The following is an 11,489-nucleotide window of genomic DNA, read 5'->3' as shown; positions in this document are numbered from 1 at the left end:
CGATCTAGATGGCCCGCATCGACGGCGCGGACGGACCCGTCGTCGTCGACGTGACCAACGGCCGCTTCGAGGACGAGAACCCGGTCTTCACCAGCGACGGCCGCTACCTCGCGTTCCTGTCCTGGCGCGGCTTCGACCCGGTGTACGACGTGCACACCGGCGACCTGTCCTTCCCGCTGGGCTGCCGCCCCTACCTGGTGCCGCTGTCGTCGGCGACCCCCTCGCCGTTCGCGCTCAACCCGGAGGGCCGCCCGGCCGCCGGCGGTCTCGACCCGCTGGAGGACGAGCGGGGCGAGGGCGGCCCGGTCACCGTGGAGGCGGAGGGACTTGAGGCACGGGTGACGCCCTTCCCGGTCACCGCGTCCAAGTACTCGGCGCTGCACCCGGTCGCGGGCGGCGGCCTGGTCTGGCTGCGCTGGCCGATCTCGGGCGCGCTCGGCGAGACCTTCGCCAACCCCGACGACCCGAGCGAGCGCCCCACGCTGGAGCACTTCAGTCTCGCCAAGGCGAAGAAGTCCGAACTGGTCAACCACCTCGACTGGTTCCGGGTCAGCGGCGACGGCAGCCGGCTGGTCGTGCTCGACGAGGGCGACCTGCGCGCCGTACCGGCGACCGAGGCCGGCGACGGGGACTCGACCACCTGGATCGACCTGCGCCGCATCCTGCACGAGGTCGACCCGCCCGCCGAGTGGCGCCAGGCCTACGAGGAGGCGGGCCGCCTGACCCGCGCCTACTTCTGGGACCCCGGCATGTGCGGCATCGACTGGGACGCGGTGCTGGCGCAGTACCGTCCGCTGGTCGAACGGGTCGCCTCCCCGGACGAGTTCGCCGACCTGCTGCGCGAGGTCCTCGGCGAACTGGGCACCTCGCACGCCTACGTCGCCGCCGCCCGCCGCAACGAGGGCCCGGCGCACTACCAGCGCTGGCAGGGCCTGCTGGGCGCCAACTTCGTGTGCCGGGACGGCCGCTGGATCGTCAAGCGGATCCTGCCCGGCGACTCCTCCGACTCCAAGGCCCGCTCCCCGCTGGCCGGCACGGGCATCCGCGAGGGCGCCGCCCTCACCCACGTGGACGGCCGCCCCGTCGACCCGGTGGCGGGCCCCTCCCCGCTGCTCGCCGGCGCGGGCGCCACGACCGTGGAGCTCACCTTCGCACCGGCCGGGGACGCCCCGGGCCCCGCCCGCCGGGTCGCCGTCGTCCCGCTGATCGACGAGCGCCCGCTGCGCTACCAGGACTGGGTCTCCAAACGCCGCGAGGTGGTACGGCGGCTCAGCGACGGACGCTGCGGCTATCTGCACATCCCCGACATGGGCGGTTCCGGCTGGGCGCAGTTCAACCGCGACCTGCGCATGGAGGTGTCGCGGCCCGCGCTGATCGTGGACGTGCGCGGCAACGCGGGCGGGCACATCAGCGAGCTGGTCATCGAGAAGCTGACCCGCACGATCCTCGGCTGGGACCTGACGCGCGACGCCCAGCCGGTGTCGTACACGTCCAACGCCCCGCGCGGGCCGGTGGTGGGGCTCGCGGACGAGGCGACGTCCTCCGACGGCGACATGATCACCGCCGCCTTCAAGCTGCTGCGGCTCGGCCCGGTGGTCGGGCAGCGCACCTGGGGCGGGGTGGTCGGCATGACCGGCCGGCACCGCCTGGGCGACGGCACGGTGATCACGGTGCCGATGAACGCGGCCTGGTTCGACGCGTACGGCTGGTCCGTGGAGAACTACGGCGTCGCCCCCGACGTGGAGGCGCTGCGCACCCCGCTGGACTGGGCGGAGGGGCGCTACCCGGTGCTGGACGAGGCGGTGCGGCTCGCGCTGGAGCTGCTGGAGGCCGACCCGCCGACCTCACCGCCCGGCTACGACGCCGTACCGGACCGGTCCCGGCCGCCGCTGCCGCCGCGCGACTGACCCCAACGCCGGGGCGGGGTACGCGCGAAGGCGCCCTCCGTGCGACGGAGGGCGCCTCCCCGGGCTCAGTGGCTACGCGTCAGGCGTCGTAGCTCTCCTCGAACCGCTCGTCCGCGTCGCGGCGGCGCGAGGACGGGTCCAGCTCGTCCTCGTCGCGACGGCGGTCGCGGTTGTGCATCTGGTCCTTGGCCTGGTCGGCCCGCTGCTTGCCCTGCTCGGCGCGCTGCTTGCCCTGCTGCTGCATGCGCTCGGCCTTGTCCTGGAACTGGTCCTTGATACCCATGTGGGTTCACTCCTGTGGTCTTTCGGGCCGGCCGGATCGGCCGGGCCCGATCAGATTCACACGGGCGGTGACCCTGCGCATGTCGATCAGTGACGGACCGTAGCCGAGGTCGTCCGGTGCTGTTCGTCGGCCGCTCCGCCCGCCCCGACGAGCCCCGTGCGCATGCCGTTCAGCCGGTCCGAGAAGCGCCGCATCTCGCGCTGGCCGACGGTGCCGATGACGGACGGCAGGTATCCGCGCACGCCCTGCATGCCGCGCAGCCACCACTGCCCGTAGACGTGGCTCGACCGGCGTTCGATGCCCTCCACGATCCGGTCCACCGCCGGGCCCAGCGGATACGTCTTGTTCGACGGCCACGGCAGCCGCTGCCGCAGCTCCCGCATGACGTCGTCCTGGTCGGCGCCGCGCACCATGTCGGTGTCGGTCCAGGACAGGTAGCCGACGCCGACCCCCACACCCCGGTGGCCGACCTCGGCGCGCAGGCTGTGCGCGTACGCCTCCACGCCGGACTTGGAGGCGCAGTAGGCGGTCATCATCGGCGCGGGCGTGATGGCGGCCAGGGACGCGATCTGGAGCAGATAGCCGCGGCTCTCCATCAGCACCGGCAGGAAGGCGCGGGCCGTCACCGCCGAGCCGATCAGGTTGACCTCGATGACGCGGCGCCAGGACTCCGGGTCGGAGTCGACGAACGGACCGCCCGTGGCCACACCGGCGTTGGCGACCACGATGTCGACCTTGCCGAACCGCTCCTTGACCTCGCCGGCGACCCGGGCCATCACCTCGTGGTCGGTGACGTCGGCGTGCCACACCTCGCTCTCGGTGTGCAGGCGCGCGGCGACCTGCTTGAGCCCGTCCGGCTCCAGCCCGACCAGGGCCACCTTCACCCCGCGCGCGGAGAGCTTGCGGGCCAGCAGCTCCCCGACGCCCCGCGCCGCCCCGGTGACGACGGCGACGCGTCCTTCCAGGCTCACCCTGCTCATGCGCTCTCCTCGGCGTGTACGGCGTCCGCCTTCGGCGCGGACGCTGCGGATATGTGGGCGGCGACGAGCGCGCGGATCTTCCCGGTGACCAGGTCCGGCGCCTCCACCGGGGTCATGTGCCCGAGCCCCGGAAGCTCCGTCAGGCCGACGCAGTGGGGCAGTCCGGCGGCCAGCGCGCGGGCGTGCACGGGCGGGGTCAGCCGGTCCGCGGTCCCGACGACCACCTCGACCGGCATCGTCAACTGCCGTACACCGTGGTCGAGATCGAGCAGGTCGAGCACCCGCGACCAGGCGTGGCGCGCTCCGCGCGGGCAGGCGTGCACGATACGGGCGCACGCCTCGACCATGTGCGCGGCCGAACCGGGGCCCATCGTCCCGTACTTGAGGATCCTCAGCGCGAGGGGCGTGACCGGTCCGAGCGGGGCCCGGGAGCCGAGGACGCGCCGGGTCAGCCAGGTGCGCACCCGGCCCTCCCGCAGCGGCAGCACGGTCGCGGACGCCACCAGCCGTGAACTGCCGGTGCTGCACAGCAGGACGGCCGCGGCGTGCTCGTGCAGCGCCGGCCGCGCGGCCGCGGCCAGGACGGTCATCCCGCCCATGGAGTGCCCGGCGATCACGGCCTGTTCGCCCGGCGCGAGCGTGGCCTTCAGCACGGCTTCCAGGTCGTCGGCGAGGGCGTCGGTGGCGCACACCCGGCTCGCCGGACTGCGGCCGTGGCCGCGCTGGTCGTAGGCGATGACCCGGTGGTCGGCGGACAGGGCGCGGATCTGCGCCGCCCAGAAGGCGGTCGAGCAGGTCCAGCCGTGGGAGAGGACGACGGCGGGCGCGTCCTCGGGGCCGTGCACCTCGACGTGCAGCCGGGCGCCGTCGGCGGAGGTGACGGTCAGCACGCGGGCCGCGACGGGCGGGGCGTAGGGGCCGGAGGCGACGTGCGGGAGGCGGCTCACGCGGTCACCTCCGCACTCTCGGAGGACGGGGCCTTACGGGCGGCCGGGGCGCGCAGCACCTCGTACTCGGCGAGGTCCACCCGCCGGGTCGCGCGCCGGAACTCGGCGGTCGTGCCGGGCCAGATGGTGGTGTTGCGGCCGCTCGGGTCCAGGTACCAGCTGGTGCAGCCGCCGGTGTTCCACACCGTGCGCTTCATGCGCTCCTGCACCCGGTGGTTCCAGCCCCGCACGGCGGTGGAGCGGGCGTCGAGGGCGACCTTGCCGCCGAGGACGTTCAGCTGGCGCAGGTAGTCGGCCATGTAGTTCAGCTGCGACTCGATCATGAGGATCATGGACGAGTTGCCGAGGCCGGTGTTGGGCCCGATGACCGTCATGAAGTTGGGGAACCCGGCCGCGGTGGCGCCGCGCAGGGCCTCCATGCCGCCCTTCCAGGTCTCGGCGAGGGTCCGCCCGTCCGCGCCCACGACCCGCTCGGCGACCGGCATGTCCGTGACGTGGAAGCCGGTGCCGAAGATGATCGCGTCGACCTCGGCCTCGCTGCCGTCGGCGCCGACGAGGGTGCTGCCGCGGACCTCGCTGAGACCGCTCGCTACCACGTCGACATTCGGCCGGGCGAGCGCCGGGTAGTACGTGCTGGACAGCAGGATCCGCTTGCAGCCGATGCGGTAGTCGGGGGTGAGCTTGGCGCGCAGGGCCGGGTCCTTGATCGCGGCGGCCATGTTGCGCTTGGCGATCTGCTCGACGAAACCCAGCTCGTTGGGGCGCTTGGTGAAGGCCTGCACCTGGAGTTCCCGGATGCCCCACAGCAGGCCGCGGCGCAGCTTGGTGGTGACCGGCAGCGCCCGGTGCAGGGCGCGCTCGGCGCCGCTGATCGCCCGGTCCATGCGGGGCATCACCCAGGCCGGGGTGCGCTGGAAGAGGGTGAGGCGGCCGACCTGCGGCTGGATGGACGGCACGATCTGGATGGCGGAGGCGCCGGTGCCGATCATGGCGACCCGCTTGCCGGTGAGGTCGTAGTCGTGGTCCCAGCGGGCCGAGTGGAAGACCTTGCCGGGGAAGGTGTCGAGGCCGGGGACGTCCGGGAGCTTGGGGTCGGACAGCGGGCCGGTCGCGGAGACGATGACGTCGGCGGTGAGGTTGCCGCTCGCCGTCTCGATCTCCCACCGCAGCCGCTCGGCGTCCCACGCCATCCGCTTCACCTCCGAGTCGAAGCGGAGGTGGGGGCGCAGCCCGAAGGTGTCGGCCACGTGCTCCAGGTAGGCCCGGATGTGCTGCTGCCCGGAGAAGGTGCGCGGCCACTCGGGATTGGGCGCGAAGGAGAAGGAGTACAGGTGGGACGGCACGTCGCAGGCGCATCCCGGGTAGCTGTTGTCCCGCCAGGTGCCGCCGACGCTGTCGGACCTCTCGAGGACGACGAAGTCGGTGATCCCCTCGCGCCGCAGCCGCACGGCGGCTCCCAGCCCGCCGAAGCCCGACCCGATCACCGCCACCCGCACGTGTTCTTGAACCTGCTCGTGCTCGGCCATCCCGAAGCCTCCACGCATCGCCTAGAACTCTGCCAGTGAACACTGGCGCAATGGGGAGAGTAGAACAGCTCCGTACCGATGGGTAGGGGGCACGCCAAGGAAAGTTACCGACGGTACGACATAGGCTTCCGGCGTGGCAGAAGACGCTGGAGACGCTGGACGACCCGCAGGCCCGCGCGAGTACCGCATGGAGGAACTGGCCCGGCTGGCCGGCATCCCGGTGCGCACCCTGCGCTTCTACCGCGAGCGCAAACTGATCCCGCCGCCCCGCCGCGAGGGCCGCATCGCCTGGTACGACGACCACCACCTGGCCCGCCTGCGCACCATCGCCGCCCTCCTGGAACGCGGCCACACCCTCAGCGGCATCGCCGAACTCGCCGACGCCTTCGACCACGGCCGCGACGTCGGCGACCTGCTCGGCATCGGCGAACCCACCGAGGAGACCCCGGTCCGCCTCACCCCCGAGGAACTCGCCGCCCGCTTCGAGGGCCAGGTCACCCCGGAGAACCTGGCCGCCGCGATGGAGCTGGGCTACCTCGGCACCGACGGCGACGAACTCGTCCACATCAGCCACCGCCTGCTGGAGGTCTCCTCCGCCCTGGTCCGCGAGGGCATACCGCTCGCCGAGGTCCTGGACGCCGGCAAGCGCGTCCGCGACCACGCCGACGCCCTCGCCGAACTCTTCGCCGACCTGATCCTCCGCCACGCCGGCACCGAGGACCTCTCCCGCCTGCGCCCCCTGGCCCGCAGCGTGGTCGAGGCAGAACTGTCCCTGGCCCTGGACCGCCGGCTGCGGAGCGGGCCGGACGAGGGTCAGCGCTCGTAGACGACGGTCACCGGCGCGTGGTCCGACCAGCGCTCGGCGTGCGTGGCGGCCCGCTCGACGTACCCCTTGACCGCCCGCGCGGCCAGCCCCGGCGTCGCCACGTGGTAGTCGATGCGCCAACCTGAATCGTTGTCGAAGGCCCGCCCCCGGTACGACCACCACGAGTACGGTCCCTCGGCGTCCGGGTGCAGGGCGCGGACGACGTCGACGTAGCCGCCGTCGGACGGGTCGAGGACGCGGCTCAGCCACTCCCGTTCCTCCGGGAGGAACCCGGAGTTCTTCTTGTTGGCGCGCCAGTTCTTCAGGTCGGCCTCGCGGTGCGCGATGTTCCAGTCGCCGCAGACCACGACCTCGCGGCCCTCGGCGGCGGCGCGCTCGCGCAGGCCCTTGAGGTGGGCGAGGAACTCACCCATGAAGCGGACCTTCTCGTCCTGGCGCTCGGTGCCGACCTCGCCGGAGGGCAGGTAGAGGGAGGCGATCGTCACACCGGGCAGGTCGGCCTCGATGTACCGGCCGCTGGTGTCGAACTCCGCCGAGCCGAAGCCGACCCGTACGGCGTCGGGCTCGCGGCGCGTGTAGAGGGAGACGCCGGCGCGGCCCTTGGCGGCGGCGGGGGCGTGCGTCACGTGCCAGCCGTCGGGGGTGCGGACGTGCTCGGGGAGCTGCTGGGGCTCGGCCCGCACCTCCTGGAGGCACAGCACGTCGGCGGAGGTGTCCGCGAGCCATTCCACGAAGCCCTTCTTCGCGGCGGCGCGCAGACCGTTCACATTTGCAGAGGTCACGGTGAGCACCCCGGCACGATACCGGCACACTGGACGTTGTCCGTCTCCGGATTGCGCATCTATATACGGTAGGAAGCATGAACATACGCCGGGTCGCGTTCGACCACCCCGACGCCGTGAAGCTGAACGACGAGGTCCAGGCCGAGTACGACCTGCGCTACGGCGACGGCGGCGACGCCACGCAGCTCGACGCCGCGGACTTCGCGCCGCCGAACGGCCTCTACCTGGTCGCGTACGACGAGAACGACGTCCCGGTCGCCTCCGGCGGCTGGCGCTGTCAGGACGCCAACGGCGAGGGCAACCGCGACGGGGACGCCGAGCTCAAGCGGATGTTCGTGATCGAGCAGGTACGCGGCCGGGGGCTGGCCCGCCGCATCCTGGCCGCCCTGGAGGAGGACGCCCGCGCGGCCGGCCGGACCCGGATGGTCCTGGAGACCGGCACCAAGCAGCCGGAGGCCGTCGCCCTGTACCTCTCCAGCGGCTACGAGCCCTGCGAGAAGTTCGGCTACTACCGCTTCCACGAGGAGAGCCTCTGCTACGCGAAGGCCCTCCAGACACCGTAGAACCGTAGACCGGGGAGGGTAGGCCTGGCCCTACCCCAGGTCTCGCCCCTGCCGCACTGACCCGGAGGGCCCCCGCGCGGTTTCGTGGACCCCACGGACACCGGACGAGTGGGGGCAGCGGCAGACATGGGCATCGCGGACAACGGAAGCGGCGCGGTCGAACTGCGTTCCGTCAGCAGAAGGTACGGGGCGGGCGAGAGCCGGGTGACCGCCCTCGACGGGGTGTCGCTCGCCTTCCCGGCGGGCACCTTCACCGCCGTCATGGGCCCCTCCGGCTCGGGCAAGTCGACGCTGCTCCAGTGCGCGGCGGGCCTGGACCGGCCCACCTCGGGCTCGGTGCGGCTCGGGGGGACGGAGCTGACCGCGCTGAGCGAGCGGCGGCTGACGCTGCTGCGCCGGGAGCGGATCGGGTTCGTGTTCCAGGCGTTCAACCTGCTGCCGTCCCTGACCGCCGAGCAGAACGTCGCCCTGCCGCTGCGTCTGGCCGGTCGGCGCCCGCGCGGGGCCGAGGTGCGGGAGGTGCTGCGGCGGGTCGGGCTCGGTGGGCGCGCCCGGCACCGGCCGTCCGAGCTGTCCGGCGGCCAGCAGCAGCGCGTCGCGCTGGCCCGGGCGCTGATCACCCGGCCCGAGGTGCTGTTCGGCGACGAGCCGACCGGGGCGCTCGACTCGCGGACGGGCCGCGAGGTGCTGGCCCTGCTGCGGGGCATGGTCGACGACGACGGCCGCACGGTGGTGATGGTGACCCACGACCCGCTGGCCGCCTCGTACGCGGACCGGGTCGTGTTCCTGGTCGACGGCCGGGTGCACGGCGAGCTGGCGGGCGCCGGGGCCGGGGAGATCGCGGCGCGGATGGCCACGCTGGAGGCCGCGGAGCAGGAGGCCGTGCCGTGCTGAGCGTCGCCCTGCGCACCCTGCGCGTCCGCTGGACCGCCTTCGCCGGCAGCTTCGTCGCCCTGGCGCTCGGTGTCGCCCTGCTCTGCGTGATGGGCCTGGCCCTGGCCTCCGCCTCGGACGCCCCCGAGCACGCCCCGGAACGCTTCGCGGCGGCGCCCGTCGTGGTGCGGGGGCAGGACACCTTCCGCGTGACCACCGCGAACGGTGTCGAGACGCGGCCGCTGGCCCGTCCCCGCCCGGTGCCGGCCCGCACGGTGGCGGCGCTGCGCGCACTGGCCCAGGTCACCGAGGACCGCGCCTTCCCCGTGCGGGTGGCGGGCGGGCCCGGCGGTGTGGTGGGCCACCCGTGGTCGACGGCGGCCTTCGCCCCGTACGGGCTGAGCACCGGGCACGCGCCCGGGGCCGCCGGTGAGGTGGTCGTCACGGGCGGCTGGGCGTCCGTGGGCGAGCGGCTGCGCACGTCCTACGGCACCGTGCGCGTCGTCGGCACGACCGAGGACCGCGGCTTCGAGCGCGCCGTCTTCTTCACGGACGCCCGCGCGGCGCGGATCTCGCCGGCGAGCACGCAGCTCGTGGTGCACGCGGACCCGGCGGACGTGCGGCGGGTCGTGGGGGACGACGCCCAGGTCCTGACCGGTGCGGCGCGGCGCCTCGCGGACGCCGGTGCGGACCGCGACCGGGAGGCGGTGACGGCGCTGAACGCCCTGTTCGGGACGGCGGGCGGGGTGGCCGGGTTCGTGTCGGTGTTCGTGGTGGCGTCGACGTTCTCGTTCACGGTGGCGCAGCGGCGCCGGGAGTTCGGGCTGCTGCGCACGGCGGGTGCGACGCCGGGCCAGGTGCGCCGGCTGGTGGCCGCCGAGGCGCTGCTGGTCGGGGTCCTCGCCTCGGCGACGGGCTGCGCGCTGGGCGCGTACGCGGCCCCGCGGCTGGCGGCGTGGGTGGTCGGGGAGGGTCTGGCGCCGGACTGGTTCGCGATCGGCGATGAGGTGTGGCCGTACCACCTGGCCTTCTGGACGGGGCTGCTGGTGGCCCTGTGCGGGGTGGTGGCGGCATCGTGGCGGGCGGGGCGGACCGGGCCGGCCGAGGCGCTGCGGGAGGCGTCGGTGGACACGGGGACGCTGACCCGGGGCCGTCTGGTGTGCGGTGCGGCCCTGCTGCTGACGGCGGCCGTGACGCTGGTCCTGGCGCTGCTGACCGACCCGGGCGACCTGCTGCACCGCAAGACGTACGTGAGCCGGCCGATGCTGCTGATCGCGGCGGTGGCACTGCTGGCCCCGCTGCCGGTGCGCCCGCTGGTCCGGCTGCTGGCCTGGCTGCCGGCGCGGCTGCCGGGCGCGGCCGGGATGCTGGTGCGGGAGAACGCCGCCGCGTCCGTCCGGCGCACGGCGTCCGTCGCGGCGCCGGTGCTGGTGACGGTGGCGCTGACCGGCTCGCTGCTCGGGGCGACGGCGACGCTGGACGGGGCGCGGGCGGCCGAGGCGCGTCAGCGGACGGTGGCCGACCTGGTGGTGACGGCCGACGGCGGTCTCGGCCCGGACGCGGTGCGGCGGCTGCGCGCGGTGCCCGGTACGGCGGCCGTCTCGGCGACCGCGCCGACCGCCGTGTACGTCGTGGAGGAGGACGTGGCCCTGGTCCGCTCCGAGGCGCGTGCGGCCGACCCGGCGGCGCTGGCGGCGACCGCGCGGATCCCGCTGACGGACGGCCGGATCAGCGGCCTCGACGACGACTCGATCGTCGTCAACGAGGAGTGGGAGCGGCACACCGTGGGGCAGCGGGTGACGGTGCGGCTCGGTGACGGCACCCGGCGTTCGCTGCGGATCGCGGCGGTGATGCCGGTCGGCACCGGCGACAACGGGGCGTACGTCACCCCGGCGAACGCGCGGGGTGCGGCCGTCGACCGGGTGGAGGTGACGGTGGCGCCGGGCGCGGACGAGGGGGCCGTGGCGGCCGGGCTGCGGGAGGCGGTGCGGTCCTCGGGCGGTCGGGTGCTGACCCGGGCGGCGTGGCTGGACGCGACGGCGCCGGGGACGGACGGCATGTCCCGGGCGGGCTTCCTGCTGGTGCTGGGGATCGCCCTGCTGTACGCGGGGATCTCGCTGGCGGCCACCCTCGTCATGGCGACCTCCGACCGGCTGCGGGACCTGGGCACCCTGCGGCTGGCGGGGGCCACCCGGGGGCAGGTGCTGCGGCTGGTGGCGGCGGAGTCGCTGACGGTGGTGGCGGTCGGCACCGTGCTGGGCCTCGTGGTGGCGGCCCTGAACCTGTGCGGGATGCGGGGCGCCCTGGCCCTGCTGTCGGCGCCGGCCTCCCCGCTCGCGCTGCCCTGGCCGGAGCTGGGCGCGGTGGCGGGCGCGTGTGCGCTGGTCGCCGTGGCCGCGGCGACGCTCCCGGCGGCACTCGCGCTGCGGCGCGGGGCGGCTGAGGGGATGTCAGTCCGCGCGGCGGGCTGAGGACCGGGGCGCCAGGCCCCGTCCCCGGCACCTCCCGGGAACACGATGAAGCCCCAGTCAGGAATCCCTGACTGGGGCTTCATGATGCGTGGACCTGAGGGGATTTGAACCCCTGGCCCCCTCGATGCGAACGAGGTGCGCTACCGGACTGCGCCACAGGCCCTTGCAACGAGTGAAACTTTAGCACCCCGATCGGCCTGCTCAAAAATCCCTTCCCGGAGGCCGGCCGGGGTCGGGGGCCGGCGCGCTACTCGTTGGCCGCGCGGGGGCGGTCGCCGTCCTCGTACTGGTCGAACAGGGGTGTGCGGCCCCGCCCCCGGGCGCGGCGGGC

General features: G+C 74.2%; 9 protein-coding genes, 1 tRNA gene and 1 pseudogene. 5 read left to right on the top strand and 6 right to left on the bottom strand.

Annotated features, from left to right (window positions below):
- Positions 1 to 32: 32 nt before the first annotated feature.
- Positions 33 to 1,907, top strand: a pseudogene (locus GTW67_RS10670) (S41 family peptidase); the annotation flags it as partial.
- Between the two features lie 79 nt (positions 1,908 to 1,986).
- Here GTW67_RS10670 and GTW67_RS10665 read toward each other — a convergent pair.
- From GTW67_RS10665 to GTW67_RS10650, 4 genes are all read right to left on the bottom strand, one after another.
- On the bottom strand, positions 1,987 to 2,190 hold the full coding sequence (locus tag GTW67_RS10665) for a hypothetical protein (RefSeq protein WP_161164557.1): 204 nt from the start codon (positions 2,188 to 2,190) through the stop codon (positions 1,987 to 1,989).
- 86 nt (positions 2,191 to 2,276) lie between these two features.
- A complete protein-coding gene (locus tag GTW67_RS10660; RefSeq protein WP_161164556.1) occupies positions 2,277 to 3,170 on the bottom strand; it encodes an SDR family oxidoreductase in 894 nt (297 codons plus the stop codon).
- The gene (locus tag GTW67_RS10655) at positions 3,167 to 4,117 is read right to left on the bottom strand and encodes an alpha/beta fold hydrolase (RefSeq protein WP_161164555.1); all 951 of its coding nucleotides are present in this window, start codon (positions 4,115 to 4,117) and stop codon (positions 3,167 to 3,169) included. The genes GTW67_RS10660 and GTW67_RS10655 overlap by 4 nt, the downstream gene beginning before the upstream one ends.
- The gene (locus tag GTW67_RS10650) at positions 4,114 to 5,643 is read right to left on the bottom strand and encodes a flavin-containing monooxygenase (protein WP_161164554.1); all 1,530 of its coding nucleotides are present in this window, start codon (positions 5,641 to 5,643) and stop codon (positions 4,114 to 4,116) included. The genes GTW67_RS10655 and GTW67_RS10650 overlap by 4 nt, the downstream gene beginning before the upstream one ends.
- Positions 5,644 to 5,830: 187 nt before the next feature.
- On the opposite strand from GTW67_RS10650, the gene GTW67_RS10645 reads away from it, so the two are divergent.
- A complete protein-coding gene (locus tag GTW67_RS10645; RefSeq protein WP_161164559.1) occupies positions 5,831 to 6,469 on the top strand; it encodes a MerR family transcriptional regulator in 639 nt (212 codons plus the stop codon).
- Here GTW67_RS10645 and GTW67_RS10640 read toward each other — a convergent pair.
- Positions 6,457 to 7,260 carry an exodeoxyribonuclease III gene (locus GTW67_RS10640; RefSeq protein ID WP_161164553.1) on the bottom strand — a complete coding sequence of 268 codons (804 nt, stop codon included), beginning with the start codon at positions 7,258 to 7,260 and terminating at the stop codon, positions 6,457 to 6,459. The two genes, GTW67_RS10645 and GTW67_RS10640, sit on opposite strands and share 13 nt — an antisense overlap.
- A gap of 68 nt (positions 7,261 to 7,328) precedes the next feature.
- On the opposite strand from GTW67_RS10640, the gene GTW67_RS10635 reads away from it, so the two are divergent.
- The 3 genes from GTW67_RS10635 (at position 7,329) to GTW67_RS10625 (ending at position 11,158) form a co-directional block, all read left to right on the top strand.
- Positions 7,329 to 7,814 (top strand): GNAT family N-acetyltransferase, encoded by a 486-nt coding sequence (locus GTW67_RS10635; protein ID WP_161164552.1) that lies wholly within the window; start codon positions 7,329 to 7,331, stop codon positions 7,812 to 7,814.
- 126 nt (positions 7,815 to 7,940) lie between these two features.
- Positions 7,941 to 8,708: an ABC transporter ATP-binding protein gene (locus tag GTW67_RS10630; RefSeq protein WP_161164558.1), complete on the top strand. Its 768-nt coding sequence runs from the start codon at positions 7,941 to 7,943 to the stop codon at positions 8,706 to 8,708.
- A complete protein-coding gene (locus tag GTW67_RS10625; RefSeq protein WP_161164551.1) occupies positions 8,702 to 11,158 on the top strand; it encodes an FtsX-like permease family protein in 2,457 nt (818 codons plus the stop codon). Before GTW67_RS10630 ends, GTW67_RS10625 begins: the two co-directional genes overlap by 7 nt.
- An 89-nt stretch (positions 11,159 to 11,247) precedes the next feature.
- Here the strand turns inward: GTW67_RS10625 and GTW67_RS10620 are convergent.
- Positions 11,248 to 11,321 (bottom strand) — tRNA-Ala (locus GTW67_RS10620).
- Between the last annotated feature and the right edge of the window lie 168 nt (positions 11,322 to 11,489).

Source organism: Streptomyces sp. SID5910 (assembly GCF_009862125.1).
GTDB lineage: Bacteria > Actinomycetota > Actinomycetes > Streptomycetales > Streptomycetaceae > Streptomyces.
The sequence above is the reverse complement of the archived record's forward strand: the minus strand, read 5'-3'. Positions and strand labels throughout refer to the sequence as shown.